Annotated in this window: 16 protein-coding genes; 4 read left to right on the top strand and 12 right to left on the bottom strand. The window is 61.3% G+C overall.

Annotated features, from left to right (window positions below):
* Positions 1-127 precede the first annotated feature (127 nt).
* From ilvD to ACP7CZ_RS13340, 3 genes are all read right to left on the bottom strand, one after another.
* On the bottom strand, positions 128-1,969 hold the full coding sequence (gene ilvD, locus ACP7CZ_RS13350; protein WP_003195159.1) for a dihydroxy-acid dehydratase: 1,842 nt from the start codon (positions 1,967-1,969) through the stop codon (positions 128-130).
* Positions 1,970-2,198: 229 nt separating this feature from the next.
* Positions 2,199-3,389 carry an MFS transporter gene (locus tag ACP7CZ_RS13345; protein WP_181124119.1) on the bottom strand — a complete coding sequence of 397 codons (1,191 nt, stop codon included), beginning with the start codon at positions 3,387-3,389 and terminating at the stop codon, positions 2,199-2,201.
* Positions 3,390-3,514: 125 nt separating this feature from the next.
* Positions 3,515-4,711, bottom strand: coding sequence for a class I SAM-dependent rRNA methyltransferase (locus ACP7CZ_RS13340; RefSeq protein ID WP_005792302.1), 1,197 nt, complete (start codon positions 4,709-4,711; stop codon positions 3,515-3,517).
* 277 nt (positions 4,712-4,988) lie between these two features.
* Here ACP7CZ_RS13340 and ACP7CZ_RS13335 point away from each other — a divergent pair, with 277 nt between their 5' ends.
* Positions 4,989-5,801: an HDOD domain-containing protein gene (locus ACP7CZ_RS13335; protein WP_169918786.1), complete on the top strand. Its 813-nt coding sequence runs from the start codon at positions 4,989-4,991 to the stop codon at positions 5,799-5,801.
* Between the two features lie 21 nt (positions 5,802-5,822).
* A complete protein-coding gene (gene mutM, locus ACP7CZ_RS13330) occupies positions 5,823-6,635 on the top strand; it encodes a bifunctional DNA-formamidopyrimidine glycosylase/DNA-(apurinic or apyrimidinic site) lyase (protein WP_014720348.1) in 813 nt (270 codons plus the stop codon).
* 123 nt (positions 6,636-6,758) lie between these two features.
* On the opposite strand, the gene ACP7CZ_RS13325 is transcribed toward mutM, so the two are convergent.
* From ACP7CZ_RS13325 to ACP7CZ_RS13305, 5 genes are all read right to left on the bottom strand, one after another.
* On the bottom strand, positions 6,759-7,010 hold the full coding sequence (locus ACP7CZ_RS13325) for a YfhL family 4Fe-4S dicluster ferredoxin (protein ID WP_003195146.1): 252 nt from the start codon (positions 7,008-7,010) through the stop codon (positions 6,759-6,761).
* 162 nt (positions 7,011-7,172) lie between these two features.
* Complete coding sequence (gene coaD / locus ACP7CZ_RS13320) at positions 7,173-7,652, bottom strand: pantetheine-phosphate adenylyltransferase (protein WP_003195136.1); 480 nt, start codon at positions 7,650-7,652, stop codon at positions 7,173-7,175.
* A gap of 103 nt (positions 7,653-7,755) precedes the next feature.
* Positions 7,756-9,351, bottom strand: a complete 1,596-nt coding sequence (locus ACP7CZ_RS13315) for a GMC family oxidoreductase N-terminal domain-containing protein (RefSeq protein ID WP_426174445.1) — start codon at positions 9,349-9,351, stop codon at positions 7,756-7,758.
* Positions 9,352-9,404: 53 nt separating this feature from the next.
* Positions 9,405-9,950 carry a hypothetical protein gene (locus tag ACP7CZ_RS13310; protein WP_020301931.1) on the bottom strand — a complete coding sequence of 182 codons (546 nt, stop codon included), beginning with the start codon at positions 9,948-9,950 and terminating at the stop codon, positions 9,405-9,407.
* Between the two features lie 29 nt (positions 9,951-9,979).
* The gene (locus ACP7CZ_RS13305; protein WP_054897589.1) at positions 9,980-11,407 is read right to left on the bottom strand and encodes a coniferyl aldehyde dehydrogenase; all 1,428 of its coding nucleotides are present in this window, start codon (positions 11,405-11,407) and stop codon (positions 9,980-9,982) included.
* A gap of 145 nt (positions 11,408-11,552) precedes the next feature.
* On the opposite strand from ACP7CZ_RS13305, the gene ACP7CZ_RS13300 reads away from it, so the two are divergent.
* Both ACP7CZ_RS13300 and ACP7CZ_RS13295 read left to right on the top strand, forming a co-directional pair.
* Entirely contained in the window at positions 11,553-12,224 is a 672-nt protein-coding gene (locus tag ACP7CZ_RS13300; RefSeq protein WP_005792294.1) for a TetR/AcrR family transcriptional regulator, read from the top strand.
* Positions 12,225-12,257: 33 nt separating this feature from the next.
* Complete coding sequence (locus ACP7CZ_RS13295; RefSeq protein WP_054897588.1) at positions 12,258-13,112, top strand: sulfurtransferase; 855 nt, start codon at positions 12,258-12,260, stop codon at positions 13,110-13,112.
* A 116-nt stretch (positions 13,113-13,228) separates the two neighbouring features.
* Here the strand turns inward: ACP7CZ_RS13295 and ACP7CZ_RS13290 are convergent, their stop codons facing one another.
* From ACP7CZ_RS13290 to ACP7CZ_RS13275, 4 genes are all read right to left on the bottom strand, one after another.
* On the bottom strand, positions 13,229-14,227 hold the full coding sequence (locus ACP7CZ_RS13290) for a hydrolase (protein WP_054897587.1): 999 nt from the start codon (positions 14,225-14,227) through the stop codon (positions 13,229-13,231).
* Between the two features lie 160 nt (positions 14,228-14,387).
* On the bottom strand, positions 14,388-15,005 hold the full coding sequence (gene rsmD / locus ACP7CZ_RS13285; RefSeq protein ID WP_034128953.1) for a 16S rRNA (guanine(966)-N(2))-methyltransferase RsmD: 618 nt from the start codon (positions 15,003-15,005) through the stop codon (positions 14,388-14,390).
* Positions 15,005-16,495 carry a M16 family metallopeptidase gene (locus ACP7CZ_RS13280; protein ID WP_294195603.1) on the bottom strand — a complete coding sequence of 497 codons (1,491 nt, stop codon included), beginning with the start codon at positions 16,493-16,495 and terminating at the stop codon, positions 15,005-15,007. The genes rsmD and ACP7CZ_RS13280 overlap by 1 nt, the downstream gene beginning before the upstream one ends.
* A complete protein-coding gene (locus ACP7CZ_RS13275) occupies positions 16,488-17,843 on the bottom strand; it encodes a M16 family metallopeptidase (RefSeq protein WP_054897586.1) in 1,356 nt (451 codons plus the stop codon). Before ACP7CZ_RS13275 ends, ACP7CZ_RS13280 begins: the two co-directional genes overlap by 8 nt.
* Positions 17,844-18,032: the final 189 nt, after the last annotated feature.

Genomic DNA, 18,032 nt, shown 5'->3' with positions numbered 1-18,032 from the left:
GTTATCGTTGACGCTTTTCGCGAGCAAGCTCGCTCCTACACTGGCATCAGGGGTAAGCCCCGTCCCATATGGGATTTCCAGGCATAAAAATGCCCCGCACCTGGCGGGGCTTTTTTATGCGCGGGGCTTACAGGCCGTCGAGCATGGCTTTGTTGCGTACGGCACCCTTGTCGGCACTGGTGGCCAACAACGCGTAGGCCTTCAATGCGGTGGTGACTTTACGCGGGCGCTTCTCCACTGGCTTCCAGCCTTTCTTGTCCTGCTCAACCCGGCGTGCTGCCAGTTCTTCATCGCTGATCAACAGGTTGATCGAGCGGTTCGGGATGTCGATCAGCACCTTGTCGCCATCCTGCACCAGGCCAATCGCGCCACCGGCGGCGGCTTCCGGCGAAGCGTGGCCGATGGACAGGCCCGACGTGCCGCCGGAGAAACGGCCGTCGGTCAGCAGGGCGCAGGCTTTGCCCAGGCCTTTGGATTTCAGGTAGGACGTGGGGTAAAGCATCTCCTGCATACCCGGGCCGCCTTTGGGGCCTTCGTAGCGGATGATCACGATATCGCCTTCCTTCACTTCGTCCGCGAGGATGCCGCGTACCGAGCTGTCCTGGCTTTCGTAGATCTTGGCGCGGCCTTCGAAGACGTGGATGGACTCATCCACGCCCGCCGTTTTGACCACACAGCCGTCGAGGGCGATGTTGCCGTACAGCACGGCCAGGCCGCCTTCTTGCGAGTAGGCGTGCTCGACACTGCGGATGCAGCCGTTTTCACGGTCGTCATCCAGGGTGTCCCAACGGGTCGACTGACTGAACGCCGTCTGCGTCGGGATACCGGCCGGGCCGGCCTTGAAGAAGGTGTGCACGGCTTCGTCGTCGGTCTGGGTGATGTCCCACTTGGCGATGCCTTCGGCGATGGACTTGCTGTGCACGGTTGGCAGATCGGTGTGCAGCAGGCCGCCACGGGCCAGGGAGCCGAGGATCGAGAAGATCCCGCCGGCGCGGTGCACGTCTTCCATGTGGTACTTCTGGATGTTCGGCGCGACTTTGCACAGTTGCGGCACGTGACGGGACAGGCGGTCGATGTCGCGCAGGTCGAAGTCGATCTCGGCTTCCTGGGCCGCGGCCAGCAGGTGCAGGATGGTGTTGGTGGAACCGCCCATGGCGATGTCCAGGGTCATGGCGTTTTCGAACGCCTTGAAGTTGGCGATATTGCGCGGCAACACCGACTCATCGTTCTCGCCGTAGTAACGCTTGCACAGCTCGACGATGGTGCGGCCGGCCTGCAGGAACAACTGCTCGCGGTCGCTGTGAGTGGCCAGTGTGGAACCGTTGCCCGGCAAGGCGAGACCCAGGGCTTCCACCAGGCAGTTCATCGAGTTGGCGGTGAACATGCCGGAGCACGAACCGCAGGTCGGGCAGGCGCTGCGCTCGTATTCCGCGACCTTCTCGTCAGAAGCGCTGGAATCGGCGGCGATCACCATGGCGTCGACGAGGTCGAGGCCGTGGGAGGCGAGCTTGGTCTTGCCGGCTTCCATCGGGCCGCCGGAGACGAAGATCACCGGGATGTTCAGGCGCAATGCAGCCATCAACATGCCGGGGGTGATCTTGTCGCAGTTGGAAATGCACACGATGGCGTCGGCGCAGTGGGCGTTGACCATGTACTCCACGGAGTCGGCGATGATCTCGCGGCTCGGCAGGGAATACAGCATGCCGTCATGACCCATGGCGATGCCGTCATCCACGGCAATGGTGTTGAATTCCTTTGCCACGCCACCGGCGCGTTCGATCTCGCGGGCGACCAGTTGGCCCAGGTCCTTGAGGTGGACATGGCCAGGCACGAACTGGGTGAACGAGTTGGCAATCGCGATGATCGGCTTTTTGAAGTCGTCATCTTTCATCCCCGTGGCACGCCACAGCGCGCGCGCACCGGCCATGTTGCGGCCGTGGGTGGATGTTTTCGAGCGGTAATCAGGCATTGGAGCACTCCGGGCGGCTAATCAAGTACTAAAGGGGAGTGAGCTTCTAATTGACGACTGGAACACTCAGAAAATGGCCGTGTGTCCGGAAGTTGCCACTCGCGTCGCGGGATCGCCGCTTGCTTGGGCCTCGAGCTCATAAACCCGCCGGGGGATGACTGGCGATGAATAGGGCCGATTCTACACCGCTGGCGGCTGGAGGGAATGGGCGCAACCTTGAAGTTAGCCGCTACAGGACGTGCGGGTGGCGCCTTGCCCATGAGTTCAACGCAAGGGCGGCGAGGCTCAGGATCAGAAAACACAAGCCAAGCGCAGTACTCAACTGGTGGGTAAAGGTGCTGATAAACGCACTGATACAGCCGCCAGCAATGAACAGCACTGCCGCAACGGCGGAAGCCGCGGCTCCCGCATTGTCTGGAAACAGGCTCATGGCCTTGGAGTTGGAAATGGGCCGGGTGATGGTGGTGCCCGCCGTGCAGAGCAGCATGGGCACCAACACTGTCGGGGTTGATAAGCCGAACAGGTAGGCCAACAGCAGCATGACCACGCCAGAGATAGCGATCAGAACCAGCCCGACTGCCATCTGGGTAGCCGCCGCCAGCCGTTTGTGCAGGACGCCTGCACAGAGGCCACCCACTACGTAGGCGGCGCCGTAGAGAAGCAAGGTCAATGAGTACTCATGGGGTGACAGCTTTAACTGGTCCATGAAAATGAGCGGTGACACAACGATGAATGAGAAATGACAGGCGAAGGTGATCGCGGAGATCGTGGCGTAGCTGGCGAAATGTCTGTTGGCGAAAACCTTGGCGTAGGCCCTGAAAATACCCCGCTCGCCTGGCGCGGTTGGAGGGAAGCCGCCATGCAGTAATCGGTGAGCCATAATCCACGTTGCGGCACAGAGGGCGATAAACGCGTAGAAGCTGGCTTTCCATCCCCAGTGCAATTGCAGCCATGCGCCCAGCACTGGGGAAATCGAGATGAAAATGCCTCCGGCCGTGGCCATTGCTATGCGCAACCGCTCCTGTTCCCTGCCGAAAAAAAGGTCCTGCACCAGCGCTTGGGACAGTATGAAACCACCGCAGCCTATGGCCTGAATGACTCGGAAGAACAGGAATTGGGGCGTGTTTCTGGCGGCCAGACACCCGACTGCACCCAGGATGGCTACTACCATACTGGCCAGGAGTAGCTTCTTGCGACCGATTCTGTCGGACAGCGGGCCGATCAGCAGCATTGAGCAGGAAAATCCAATGGCGAACAGGCTGACGGATCGAGCGATATGGGTGGTCGAAGTATGGAAGTGTTCAGCCAGGGCGGGAAAGGAGGGCAGTACGACGTCAAGGGGGAGGACGCCCAGCAAAGTCATGGTCATCAGCCAGAAAACCAAGAGCGGTTTTTCAGCCTGTGTAATTGCCTTCGACATGCGCGAGCCTCGGTTCCATGAGAGGGGCGAGGATCGAGTCTGCGCTACGGAAAGTCAAAGCCTGGGGCAGTACGACATTTCCTGAAAACCTGTAGGAACCCGCAAGTCCCTACAGGGGAACAGCATCAGCTATTGGGTAGCAACCGGCAGGTAATGCTCTTGATGTAGCGCGTCTCGACAATCGCCGGGTGCACCGGGTGGTCCGGGCCTTGGCCGCCACGTTCGAGCATCTGGATGTTGCGGTCCAGATGGCGGGCGCTGGTGAGCAGGATGTTTTGCAGGTCGTCTTCCGGCAGATGCATGGAGCACGAGGCGCTGACGAGGATGCCGTCTTTGCTGAGCAGGCGCATGGCTTGCTCGTTGAGGCGGCGGTAGGCGCCTTCGCCGTTTTTCATGTCTTTTTTGCGCTTGATGAAGGCCGGTGGGTCGGCGACGATCACGTCGAAGCGTTCTTCGCTGGCTTTCAGTTCTTTAAGCGCTTCAAAGACGTCGCCTTCGATACAGGTCATCTTCTCGGCAAAACCGTTCAGCGCGGCGTTGCGCTCTACGCCGTCGAGGGCGAAGGCCGAAGCGTCGACGCAGAACACTTCACTGGCGCCGAAGGCTGCAGCCTGCACGCCCCAGCCGCCGATGTAGCTGTACAGGTCCAGTACTCGCTTGCCCTTGGCATACGGGGCCAGGCGGGCGCGGTTCATGCGGTGGTCGTAGAACCAGCCGGTTTTCTGGCCCTGGATCACCGGGGCTTCGAACTTGACGCCGTTTTCTTCCAGCGCCACCCACTCCGGCACCAGGCCGAACACGGTTTCGACGTAGCGGTTGAGGCCTTCGGCGTCGCGTGCGGCGGAGTCGTTCTTGAACAGGATGCCGCTGGGCTTGAGCACTTGGGTCAGCGCGGCGATCACGTCTTCTTTATGCGCTTCCATGGTCGCCGAGGCGATCTGTACCACCAGGATGTCGCCGAAACGGTCGACCACCAGGCCCGGCAGCAGGTCGGAATCACCGTAGACCAGGCGGTAGAACGGCTTGTCGAACAGGCGGTCACGCAGGGACAGCGCGACGTTGAGGCGGTGCACCAGCAGCGACTTGTCCAGCGGCAACTTGATGTCGCGCGACAGCAGGCGGGCGCAGATCAGGTTGTTCGGGCTCATGGCCACGATGCCCAGGGTCTTGCCGCCGGCCGCTTCCAGGATAGCCTGGTCACCTGCCTGGAAGCCGTGGAGTGGGGTGGCGGCCACGTCGATTTCGTTGCTGTAGACCCACAGGTGGCCGTTGCGCAAACGACGATCGGCGTTGGCTTTGAGACGCAGGCTTGGCAGGGACATGACGTCGCTCCGGAAAAAAGAGCGGGAGTATACCCTTTGCGCACTCTTTCATGTGGGAGCTGGCTTGCCTGCGATGCGGGCGGCGCGGTGTATCAGACGTACGGTGGTGAGGCTATCGCAGGCAAGCCAGCTCCCACATTCGATCGGGTTTCAGTTGGGTTTTTGGGTGTCGGCCACATCGGCATAAGGGGTAGAATTCGCGCCTAGCCCAGAGTGTGTACTTATGTCCCAAGAGCTTTCCCCCGAGCAGATCCAACAGGCCCTGCAAGGCATCAGCGTGCCGCCCCAACCGCAAATCATGGTGGATTTGCAGATGGAGCAGTACATGCCCGACCCGGACCTGGAAGTGATTGCAAGGTTGATCTCCCAGGACCCGGGCTTGTCCGGCGCGCTGCTCAAGATCGTCAATTCGCCGTATTACGGCCTGAGCAACAAAATTGCATCGATCCAGCGCGCGGTAAACCTGTTGGGCAGCCGCTCGATCATCAATTTGATCAACGCGCAGTCAATCAAGGGCGAGATGTGCGACGACACCATCGTCACCCTCAACCGCTTCTGGGACACTGCCCAGGATGTGGCCATGACCTGCCTCACACTGGCCAAGCGCACCGGCTCGCAAACCGTCGACGAAGCCTATGCCCTGGGCCTGTTCCACGATTGCGGCGTGCCGTTGATGCTCAAGCGCTTCCCCAACTACATGTCCGTGCTGGAACAGGCTTACGCCAACGCCGGCCCGGATTGCCGCGTGGTCGATACCGAGAACAATGCGTTCCACACCAACCATGCGGTAGTCGGCTACTACACCGCCAAGTCCTGGCGCCTGCCGGAGCATGTCACCGACGCCATCGCCAATCACCATAACGCCCTGGTGATTTTCAGCGATGAGACGACGCGCAACCCGCAGCTCAAGAACCTGCTGGCCATTTTGAAGATGGCCGAGCATATCTGTTCGTCTTACCGCGTACTGGGTAACCAGGCGGTGGACCATGAGTGGAATGCCATCGGCCACCTGGTGCTGGATTACGTGGGCCTGTCGGACTACGACTTCGAGAGCCTGAAGTTGTCGATCCGCGAACTGGGCGCGCACTGACCCGTCATTCAAGAGGTACACATGCCCGAGTTACCAGAAGTCGAAACCACCCGACGCGGCATTGCCCCGCACCTGGAAGGCCAGCGCGTCAGCCGCGTGGTGGTGCGTGAGCGGCGCCTGCGCTGGCCGATTCCGGAAGATCTGGATGTGCGCCTGTCAGGGCAGCGCATCGTGCTGGTGGAGCGCCGGGCCAAATACCTGTTGATCAATGCCGAAGTGGGCACCTTGATCAGCCACCTGGGCATGTCGGGCAACTTGCGCCTGGTGGAAGTCGGCATGCCCGCGGCCAAGCATGAACACGTGGATATCGAGCTGGAATCGGGTATGGCTCTGCGCTACACCGACCCGCGGCGCTTCGGTGCGATGCTCTGGAGCCACGACCCGCACAACCATGAGTTGCTGATGCGGCTGGGGCCGGAGCCGTTGACCGACCTGTTTGATGGCGAGCGTTTGTTCCAGCTGTCTCGCGGCAAGTCGATGGCGGTGAAGCCGTTCATCATGGACAACGCGGTGGTGGTAGGCGTGGGCAATATCTATGCGACAGAAGCGCTGTTTGCAGCTGGGATTGACCCGCGCCGCGCCGCCGGGGGAATTTCACGCGGGCGTTATTTGAAGCTGGCGATTGAGATCAAGCGGGTGCTGGCCGCTGCCATCGAGCGGGGCGGTACCACGTTGCGGGACTTTATCGGTGGCGATGGGCAGCCGGGGTATTTCCAGCAGGAACTGTTCGTGTATGGCCGGGGCGGCGAGGCGTGCAAGGTCTGCGGCACTGAGCTGCGCAATGTGGTGCTGGGGCAGCGGGCGAGTGTGTTTTGCCCTAGGTGTCAGAGCTGATGGTTGGGTGAGGGCTGAGATTGCTATCGCAGGCAAGCCAGCTCCCACATTTGAATGTATTCACATATCCAAGTGTGGGAGCTGACTTGCCTGCGATGAGGCCTTTACGGGCAACGAAGAGGCTTAGGCCTTACCGGTAATCTTGCGGTACTTCTCCATCAACTGCTCTTCAGTCTCAGGGTGTGCCTCGTCCAGAGGAATGCAATCGACCGGGCATACCTGCTGGCACTGCGGTTCGTCGTAGTGGCCGACGCACTGGGTGCACAGGTTGGGGTCGATCACGTAGATCTCTTCGCCTTGGGAAATGGCGGCGTTCGGGCACTCGGGTTCGCAGACGTCGCAATTGATGCAATCGTCGGTGATGATCAGGGACATGGAAACTCCTGCCAGGGCACTCTGCCAAGGCATCTGAAAACTAATGCGCGCAATTGTGCCGCATTGACGCCCGCAGTGCGAGCCTGTCTCTGTGGTGAGGGATGAAAGGATTGGGACTGCTGCGCAGTCCAGCGGGAGCAAGCTCCCTCGCCACAATGAGTCTTACTTCTTGAAGCGCAATGTCAGTGCATCGGCTACAGCTGGATGCACGAACTTGGTGATATCTCCGCCCAAAGCAGCGATTTCACGAACCAACGTCGAGGAAATGAACGAATAACGCTCCGACGGCGTGAGGAACAGGCTTTCCACGTCCGGCGCCAATTGGCGGTTCATGTTGGCCAGCTGGAATTCGTATTCGAAGTCCGACACCGCACGCAGGCCACGCAGGAACACATTGGCGTTCTGCTCCTTGGCGAAATGCGCCAGCAGTGTCGAAAAGCCCACTACTTCCACATTCGGCAGGTGCTTGGTGACCTCTTGCGCCAGCTCCACACGTTGTTCCAGGGGAAACAGCGGGTTTTTCTTGGGGCTGGCCGCGACCGCGATGATCACATGGTCGAACAGGCGAGAGGCGCGTTCGACCAGATCGCCATGGCCTTTGGTAATCGGGTCGAAGGTACCTGGGTACAACACTCGGTTCATCGCGTCGTCCTGGCGGAGTCCGTTGGGGAACCGGATGGTATCGCAGCATTACCGGTGGGCCAAGTCGACTTATGTAGATAGATACCGTGAATACCCTGTCTTTTCATGCCGTTTTCAGACGTTCGGCCAATGCGCTCGCCAGTTGCGCGGTCAATCCGTACACCGACAATTGCGGGTTGGCGCCAATGCTGGTGGGGAACAGCGAGCCATCGTGGATCGACAGGTTACGCAACTGATGATGGCGACCCAGGCTGTCGGCGACGGCATTTTTCGGATCTTCACCCATGGCACAACCGCCCATCACGTGGGCGCTGCCCAGGGTGGTGCGATGCAGTTCCAGGTTCAGACCGTCGATCACGCTGCGCGCTTCGGCCAAGTTGTTCACAAAACGCGCGTCGTGATGCAGGGGCTTGACCGATTTGGCCCCCGCCGCGAACTGAATCTCGGCCATGCTGTGGAAGGCCCGGCGCAGGCCGTCCCAGGCGTAGGGCGAGACCTGATAGTCGAGCACTGGCGTGCCGTCACCGCGTAACTCCACCGTGCCGCCTGGGCTGTCGGGGTGAAAGCCGTCGCGCAGCAGGGCGAGCATGGCGTGGGTGTGGGGTAATTGGTTCATGTCCAGGGCGTTCTGGTTGCCGTAGCCACCAAACAGGGTGCTCGCCAGGCCTGGATGCAGGGGCGGTGCTTCCAGTTTGTAGGACATTTTGCCGGTAGTGCCGTCCTGCCTTTGGAAGTGGTCGGAGTAGATGGATTGCGGCGCACCGTAGAAGGGGTTGATCACTTCGTCGAACAGCCCGGCGGAGAAATTGACCAGGTGCAGGAAGGTGCGCTTGCCCAGCCGCGAGTGTGGGTCGGGCGCGTCGGAGCGCATCAGCAGGGCCGGGCTGTTGATGCCGCCGCCCGCCAGCACATAGTGCTTGGCTTTCACCCTGATCTTGCGCCCTGTTGGCGCTACGCAGCGTTCGTCCATGGCCACGCATTCGAGGCTGCTGATGGTGTCGCCGCTGTATGTGAGCCGTTCGGCGCGGGCCAGGTAAAGCAGTTCGCCGCCCTTTTCCAGGGTGGACGGGATGGTCGTCACCAGCATTGACTGCTTGGCGTTGACCGGGCAGCCCATGCCGCAATACCCCAGGTTGAAGCAGCCGCGCACATTGCGCGGGATCACATGCCAGCTGTAGCCGAGCTTTTCACAGCCTTTGCGGATCACATCGTTGTTGGCATTCGGCGGCAGCGCCCAGGGCGCGATGCCCAGGCGCTGCTCCATTTTTTCGAACCAGGGCGCCATTTCGGCGCTGCTGTGGCCTTTGACCGCATATTCGCTGGCCCAATGCGCGAGGGTAGCGTCAGGGGTGCGAAAGCTGGAGGTCCAGTTGATCAAGGTGGTACCGCCCACCGCCCGGCCCTGCAGGATGGTGATAGCGCCGTCCTTGCTCATGCGGCCGATGCCTTCCTGGTAAAGGCTGGCGTAGGCTTCGTCTTCCAGCAGCTTGAAATCACTACTGGTCTTGAGCGGGCCTTCTTCGATCAGCAACACTTTGTAGCCGGCGGCGCTGAGGATTTCGGCGGTGGTACCGCCCCCGGCGCCGCTGCCGATGATGGCGACATCCGCTTCCAGGGTCAGGTCGTGATCCAGGGCGGCGCCATTGTGGGTTTTCCAGCCACGGGCCAGGCCGTCGCGGAACAGATCGGGTACGGGCATAGGTGTGCTCTCTTATTCTTGTCGGAAGATGCAATCTTGGGGGATTGCCCAGGCTAGATCTTGGGCGGGCCGGGGTAGCCGCAATGGGCCCAGGACTCGGGCCGGAAGTACCAGGCCATGATCACTAGTTTGAGCAGCGAGCCCTGGCCCATGCGCAAAAGGTTCAGGTAACTGTTTTCCCAGCGGTGCAGGAAATTGCGGATCTGTTCGCTGCTGGCGTTTTCCCAACTGCCCCAGATACCGGTCAGCGGGCCGCGGGTAATGCCCATGCCCAGTACGTCGAATAATTGCTGGGTGAGCTTGAACATCTCGGGCGACAAGTGCTGCAGGCTGTAATCGAGCTTTTTCAGGGTGCCCTCAATACCTGCAAGCACTTGTTCGGCACTGGCCGCGCCTTCTAGCAGCACCGGGATCACCGCCCGCAAGAACGGCAAGTCGCTGGTGCGCAACATCGCAAAGCCGCTGGCCGGCGTACTGCTGGAGCAACCACTGAGGCTGGCGCCCAACCCGGCGGTGGCGAGGAAGGCGCTGGCACACAGGCCGATTTTCAAGACGCCGCGCCGTGACAGCGCGGGTGAATCAGTCAGGCTGGGGTTCATTGTTTTTATAGTCCCGAAGGTGGCGGTTATCAGCGGATAAACAGCTTCTGGATCAGCTTCTGGATCGACTTGCCATAGGGCGGGTAGATCAACTTCGCTGCGTTCAGGCGCTGTTTGACCAGCACACCCTTGGCCTTGCTGAACGTCAGGAAACCTTCGTGACCGTGGTAATGGCCCATGCCTGACGGGCCGATGCCACCGAACGGCATATCGTCCTGGGCGACGTGCAGCAAGGTGTCGTTCAGGCACACACCGCCGGAATGGGTTTCGTGGAGCACCCGCGCTTGTTCGCCTTTGTTGTAGCCGAAGTAATACAAGGCCAGTGGGCGAGGGCGCTGGTTGATGTAGGCAAAGGCTTGGTCAAGGCCGCGATACGGCACGATGGGCAGGAGCGGGCCGAAGATTTCGTCCTGCATCACGGTCATGTCGTCGCTGACATTCAACAGCAGGCTGTGGGCCATTCGCCGCGCCTGGCCTTGCTCGTACAGCGGGATCAAGGTGGCGCCTTTGTCGGTGGCGTCCTTGGCGTAGGCATTGAGCCGGGCCAGTTGGCGTTCGTTGATGATGGCGGTGTAGTCTGGGTTGTCGGCCAGCGTCGGATAAAACCCGCGCACGGCTTTGGAATACGCCTCGACAAAGCCCTCCAAGCGATCTTCCGGTACCAGCACATAATCCGGCGCCACGCAGGTTTGTCCGGCGTTCAAGGCTTTGCCGAAAGCGATGCGTTCGGCAGCATCCTTGAGCGGCACGTCGGCCGAGACAATGGCTGGCGATTTGCCGCCCAGCTCCAGGGTCACCGGCGTGAGGTTTTCGGCCGCCGCACGCATCACGTGCTTGCCTATGCTGGTAGCGCCGGTGAACAGCAGGTGATCGAAGCGCAACTTGGAAAACGCCATGCCCACGTCAGCTTCGCCCAGCACGACGCACACCAAGTCCTCGGGGAAGATCCTGGCCAGCAACGCCTTGAGCAGCTCGCCGGTGGCCGGCGTGGACTCGCTGAGCTTGAGCATCACCCGGTTACCGGCAGCCAATGCCCCAACCAGCGGGCCGATGGCCAGGTACAGCGGGTAGTTCCACGGCACGATGACGCCGACGACGCCCAGTGGCTGGTAAATGACTTTGGCTGAGGCGGGCTGGAAGGCAATGCCTACAGCGCGGCGGGAAGGTTTCATCCAGCCCTTGAGGTGTTTGCTCGCGTAGTGAATGCCATGCAGGCTAGGCATCAATTCGGCAAACAGGGTTTCGTCGGCGCTGCGATGGCTGAAATCCTGGCTGATCGCATTGATCAGCGCCTGGCGTTCGTCGCTCAGCAGATCCCGCAGAGCCTTGAGCCATTGCTGGCGCTGCCCGGCCGGCGGCATCGGGTTGGCGGCATAGGCGCGGCGTTGGGCGTCGAACAGGTCCTGGAGTTGATCCAGCGCCTGGGAATCTTGCAGGTAGGCAACGTTGGCAGACATGGCGCGGCACCGATTGTTATTGGTCTGCCTGGATTTTTAGAGTCATTGCTCTAAATTGTCAAATAACATTGCAGTAACATCCAGATTTATCCTGGCCGGGTTAGGCCGTAAGATGCCCCATCCCGTGTATAGAAGCTGATCCCCTATGGCACCACGAGTAAAGACCAGCGAGCGCATTGTGCAAACCAGCCTGGAGCTTTTTAACCAGCAGGGCGAGCGCAGTGTCAGTACCAACCACATTGCCGCCCACATGGAAATTTCCCCGGGCAACCTGTACTACCACTTCCCTAACAAGCAGGCGATCATCGCCGTGCTGTTCCGCGAATATGAAGCGTTGGTAGACAGTTTCCTGCGCCCACCCCAGGGACGCACGATGGTGGTGGAGGATAAACGCTTTTACCTGCAAGCCGTATTGGCCGGCATGTGGCGTTATCGCTTCCTGCATCGCGACCTCGAACACCTGCTGGAGAGCGACCCGGAACTGGCGACCGGCTACCGGCGTTTTTCCCAGCGTTGCCTGATTCAGGGCGGCGCGATCTACCAGGGCTTTGTCGATGCCGGCATTCTCAATATGGACCCGGTGCAAACAGAAGCCCTGACCCTGAATGCGTGGATCATCCTCACCTCGTGGGTGCGCTTTTTGTGTACCACCAATGAAAAATCCACCCACCTGAGCGCCGAGGCGATCAAGCGTGGGGTTTATCAGGTGCTGGTGCTGGAGGCGGGGTTTGTCACGCCACAGGCCAAAGAGGCGGTGGACGCCTTGTTCAAAGAGTTTTACGTGCCGTTGAATCAGGCACTGGAAGAAGTGAAGTAAGACCTTTCCCCTTTGTATTCACAGGAGTCAGTCATGCCGCTTGCCCAACTGATCAGCCCCCAGCAATTGGCCGAGCGCCAACAGTCGAGCGGGTGGGTGATCCTGGATTGCCGCTTTGCCCTGGAAGACCCGGACTACGGCTTGTGCAGTTACGCCGAAGGGCATATCGAGGGCGCGCAATACGCCGACCTGGAGCGCCACCTGAGCGGCCCGGTGACCAAGGGCGTGACCGGTCGTCATCCTTTGCCGGCGGCGGACACGTTCGCCAGGCAACTGCGGGCCTGGGGTATCAGTGCCGACACCGATGTGGTGCTGTATGACGACGGCCCCGGTGCCTACGCCGCCCGTGCCTGGTGGCTGCTGGCCTGGCTGGGCAAGCGTGATGGTGTGTTTATTCTGGATGGTGGCCTCAAGGCCTGGCATGCCGCCGGTTTCCCCCTGAGCCTGGACGCGCCCGTGGTTGAGCCAGGTACCTTCGCCGGTACGCCGGATCATCGTCTGTTGCTGGATGCCGAACACCTGCAAAAACGCCTGGGCCAACCCGGCCTGACCTTGATCGACGCCCGCGCCCAGCCGCGCTTTCGTGGCGAAGTAGAACCCATCGACCCGATTGCCGGGCATATCCCTGGCGCGCAATGCGCGGCGTTCAGTGAAAACCTGGGCAGTGATGGTCGTTTCTTACCGGCTGATCAGCTCAAGCAACGCTTTGCCGCGCAGCTGCAAGGGCGCCCGCCGCAGGAGTTGGTGGCGTATTGCGGGTCTGGGGTGACGGCGTGCCATAACCTGTTTGCGTTAAGCCTGGCGGGGTACCCGTTGGGTAAGTTGTATGCGGGGTCGTGGAGTGAGTGGATTACTGATCCAGCTCGGGAAATAGCCACGGGCGAGTAAACGACCGGTGTAAACGTTTCATTGAAATGTGGGAGCTGGCTTGCCTGCGATAGCAGAGTGTCAGCCACCTCAACATTGGCTGGCCCACCGCTATCGCAGGCAAGCCAGCTCCCACACTATTGACCGTATTGGGTCTGGAGCCACTGCGGGATCCGGCGTTCCAGGTAGTAACCAGGGCGCTTCAACGAACCCTCCACAAACCCCACATGCCCGCCCTTGGCCAGCAACTCGAACTCGGTGCAGGCCGACAGCTCACTGGCGTCAGGCAAGCTGTGCGCAAACACAAACGGATCATCAGCCGCCTGGATAATCAGCGTCGGCGTGCGGATACCGCCCAGGTAATAGCGGCTGGAAGCGCGGCGATAGTAATCCTCGGCACTCAAGAAACCGTGCAGCGGCGCGGTTACCCGCCCGTCGAAGTCCCAGAACGTGCGCATCTTTTCCAGGGAGCCAAGGGCCTCCAGGGTTTTGAGCCCATCCTCACGACCGTCCTGCAGGAATTGGCGTTGCTTGACGCGGATATACGCCAGCATCTCGCGCATGAAGTGCTTTTGATACACCCGCGAGAACCCCAGCCCAATGCGATCCGCGCATTGATCCAGGCGAAACGGCACCGACACCGCCGCCGCGCCCTGCAGCCCTGAGGCCTCGCCGGTTTCCCCCAAATGCTTGAGCAACACGTTGCCGCCCAGGGAGTAACCCACCGCGTACAAGGGCGCCAAAGGCCGCTTGGCGCGCAGATGAGCAATCGCGGCTGCCAGGTCTTCGCTGGCGCCGGAGTGATAGCTGCGAGCCAGCAGGTTGGGCTCGCCCGAGCAGCCGCGCCAGTTCAACGCAGCACTGGCCCAGCCTTGGGTGGCGAGGACTTTTTGCAGGCCGGCCACATAGGGCGAATTGGACGAACCGGTCAGCCCATGCAACACCAGCACCAAAGGCGCTTGCACGTCATGAGGCCCGTGCCAGTCGAGATCGAGGAAGTCGCCATCCTCCAGCCACAGGCGCTCACGCTGACGCTCGATGTGGGTGGTCGGGCGCCACAGCGGCCCCCACAGTGTCTGCAAGTGAGGGTTGCCGAGGCCGAAGGCGGGTTTGAACAGGTCGCAAGAAGGGGTCATGACGCTCTCGGTGGCAAGTGAACTCACTGTGGCGAGCGAGCTTGCTCGCGCTGGGCCGCGTAGCGGCCCCATCAAGAACACTGCGTTTATTCAGTCGGAACACCTTGGCAGGTTTCAGGGCCGCTTCGCAGCCCAGCGGGAGCAATCTCTAGCCACACGATCAGGCGGCGTTTTCGACCAAACGATGCCACAACGCGTAATACACCCGCCCGGACTTCTGCTCCCGGTGCAGGCGCCAGCCACTTGGCAGGCCGAGCGTGGACGGCGCGGTCTCGCTCTCAGTGTAGATCCAGGCATCCGGTGCCAGCCACTGGCGTTCTTCCAGCAGTGTGCAGACGGTCGGCAGCAGGTTCTGGTTGAACGGTGGGTCGAGGAACACTACGTCGTATTCAGTGGCCGCCTGGGTTTCCAGGTAGCGCAGCGCGTCGGCCGTCTGCACCTGGCCGGTGGTGCAACGCAGCGTGCCCAGGTGCTCCTTGAGGCTGGACACCGCCACATTGCTGGCGTCCAGCGCCTGGCCCTGCGCCGCGCCACGGGACAGCGCCTCCAGGAACAGCGCGCCGCTGCCGGCGAACGGGTCCAGCACTTTGGCCCCGCCTATGTACGGCGCGAGCCAGTTGAACAAGGTTTCACGCACGCGATCGGGCGTCGGGCGCAGGCCCACGACGTCGGGGAAGCTCAGCTTGCGGCTGCCCCATTCACCGCCAATGATGCGCAGTTGGCCCACACCGTTATGCACGTTGTGGACAGGTTTTTTCGGGCGAGATGAACTGGCCATTAATGCTCCGGAACCCCGAGCGGCTGCTCGGCAGGTTTATCAGTGGGGGGCGGTAGTGGCTTTTGCGCAATCGTCGGGCCGGCGGTCACGATGACCATCTTGTCGGCGCTCAAGTGTTTGTTCATTGCAGCCTTGACCTGATCGACGGTCAGGGCCTGTGATTGTTTCATGAAATCTTCCAGATAGCTCAGCGGCAGGTTGTAGAAACCCATGGCGCCCAACTGCCCGACGATATCGGCGTTGCTGGCGGTGGACAGCGGGAAGCTGCCGGCCAGTTCGCGCTTGGCGTCGTCCAGTTCCTTTTGTGTTGGGCCGTTCTTGAGGTAATCAGCCAGTACATCCTCAACCAGGCGCAGGGTGCCGCCGCTCATTTCGGCGCGGGTCTGCAGGTTGATCATGAACGGGCCGCGCACCTGCATCGGTGAGAAACCGGAATACACGCCATAGGTCAGGCCGCGCTTTTCACGCACTTCGCTCATCAAGCGGGTCCCGAAGCCACCGCCGCCGAGGATCTGGTTACCCAGGGACAAGGCTGCGTAATCCGGATCGGCACGGTCGATGCCCAACTGCGCAAACAGCAGGTGGGTTTGCTTGGACGGGAACTCGATACGGCTCAGGCCGGCTTTTGGCTCGGTCGGTTGAGCGATCTTGACCATGGCCGGGCCTTTGGGCAGCGATGCCGACACTTTGGCCGTCATGGCCTCGGCTTCTGCACGGGTCAGGTCGCCGACGACCGCAATCACCGCATTACCCGCCGCATAGGCTTTGGCATGGAACGCCTGCAGCTGTGCCAGGGTAATTTTCGGCACGCTTTCTGGGGTGCCTTCGCTCGGATGCGCGTAAGGATGGTCGCCGTACAGACGCTTGAACAGCTCGATGCTCGCCAGTTTGCCGGGGTTCTGCTTCTGATACTCGAAGCCGGCCAGGATCTGGTTCTTGATGCGTGCCAGAGAGTCTGCCGGGAAAGTCGGCTGGCCAATCACCTGGTTGAACAGTGACAGGGCGGCGTCGCGCTTGGCGCTGTCGCTCAGGCTGCGCAGGGTCACCAGCGCCATGTCGCGGTAGGCGCCGTTGCCAAAGTCGGCTCCCAAGCCTTCGAACCCGCTGGCGATCTGGCTGACATCCTTACCCGGCACGCCTTCGTTGAGCATGGCGTTGGTCATCAGCGCCAGGCCTGGCACGTCGCCATCCTGGCTGCTGCCGGCGGCGAACAGCAGGCGCATGTCGAACATCGGCAATTCGTGGGCTTCGACGAACAGCACCTTGGCGCCTTCGGCGGTGGTCCAGGTTTGTACGTCGAGCTTGCGGTTGGTCGGTGCCTTGCCATCCAGTTCCGCCAGGGACTGCAGGGTGCTGGCCGTTTGAGCCTTGTCCAGGGCCTGGCTGGCGACCGACTCGCTGGGGCGCAAGAAGTAAACGGCGCTGGCCGCCATCAGGGTGACGGCGATCAGGCCGGGCAGGATCAGGCGGCTGTTTTTGCGATCACTCATGAGCGGTCTCCTCTGGCAAAACATGGGCGACGCTCAGACGTTCGCGGGTGAAGTAGGTGCGCGCGGCTTTCTGGATATCTTCCGGCGTCACGCTTTGCAGGTCGGCAAGCTCCGTGTCCATGAGCTTCCAGGACAGACCAACGGTTTCCAGGGAGCCGATGGCCGTGGCCTGGCTGGTGATGGAGTCACGCTGGTACACCAGGCCGGCAATGACCTGGGCACGGATGCGCTCCAGTTCTTCGGCGGTCGGCGGCTTGGCCTTCAACTCATCGAGCAGGCGCCACAGGCCGGCTTCGGCTTGGGCGACGGTTTTCTTCTTCTGCTGGTTCGGCGTGGCCGAGAGCGTAAACAGGCTGTCGCCGCGGGTGTAGGCGTCGTAGTTGGTGGAAGCCGCGGACACAAGTTCCTCACCGCGCTCCAGTTGCTCGGAGATCCGTGCACTGTAGCCGCCGTCCAGCAGCGCCGAGATCAGGCGCAGGGCCTGCACCGAGCGTTTGTCTTCGGCGGTGGCCAGGCCAGGCACGTTGAAGCCCAGGAACACGCTTGGCAATTGGGTCTGCACGTGCAGGGTCAGCAGGCGCTCGCCGGGCTCGGCCAGTTCCATCGGGATTTTTGCCGGCGGCACGTCACGCTTGGGGATCGGGCCGAAGTAACGTTGGGCGAGGTTTTTCACCTCGTCCGGGGTCACGTCGCCGACCACCACCAGGGTGGCGTTGTTCGGCACGTACCAGGATTGGTACCAGTGGCGCAGTTCCTCGACCTTCATGCGGTCCAGGTCGGCCATCCAGCCGATGGTCGGCGTGTGGTAGCCACTGGCGGGGAAGGCCATGGCCTTGAAGCGCTCGTAGGCCTTGGACATCGGGTTGTCGTCGGTGCGCAGGCGGCGCTCTTCCTTGATTACCTCGATTTCCCGGCTGAACTCGTCGGCCGGCAGGCGCAGGCTGGCCATGCGGTCGGCTTCCAGCTCAAAGGCCACACCCAGGCGATCACGGGCCAATACCTGGTAGTACGCGGTGTAGTCGTCGCTGGTGAAGGCGTTTTCTTCGGCGCCCAGGTCGCGCAGGATCAGCGAGGCTTCACCGGGGCCAACCTTGGCGCTGCCCTTGAACATCATGTGTTCCAGGGCGTGGGACAAACCGGTCTGGCCCGGTGTTTCGTAGCTTGAGCCAACCTTGTACCAGACCTGGGAAACCACCACCGGCGCGCGATGATCTTCGCGCACGACCACCTTGAGGCCGTTATCGAGGGTGAATTCATGGGTGGGTTGTGGATCGGCAGCCAAAGCTGAGAGAGGCAGACAAACTGTGCTGAACAGCAGGCCTGCGGCGCGGCGGGCTAGAGCATTCATTCGTTTTTAAACCTGTTGGGCTGCCCGCTTGGTCTTAGCGTCGGCGGGCGAGGAGGTGCTAGGATACTGATCCGACCTAGGGACGGCCACTGTGGCTGTCTTGTTGAGGCCCTATTTAGGCCTTACAAAATGTTGCGCATGAACGAGCTGGCTAAAAAACAGTCTGTTACGCATCGAATTTTATTTACC

It is taken from the genome of Pseudomonas sp. DWP2-2, from assembly GCF_049897065.1.
Lineage (GTDB): Bacteria > Pseudomonadota > Gammaproteobacteria > Pseudomonadales > Pseudomonadaceae > Aquipseudomonas > Aquipseudomonas paracarnis.
The sequence above is the reverse complement of the archived record's forward strand: the minus strand, read 5'-3'. Positions and strand labels throughout refer to the sequence as shown.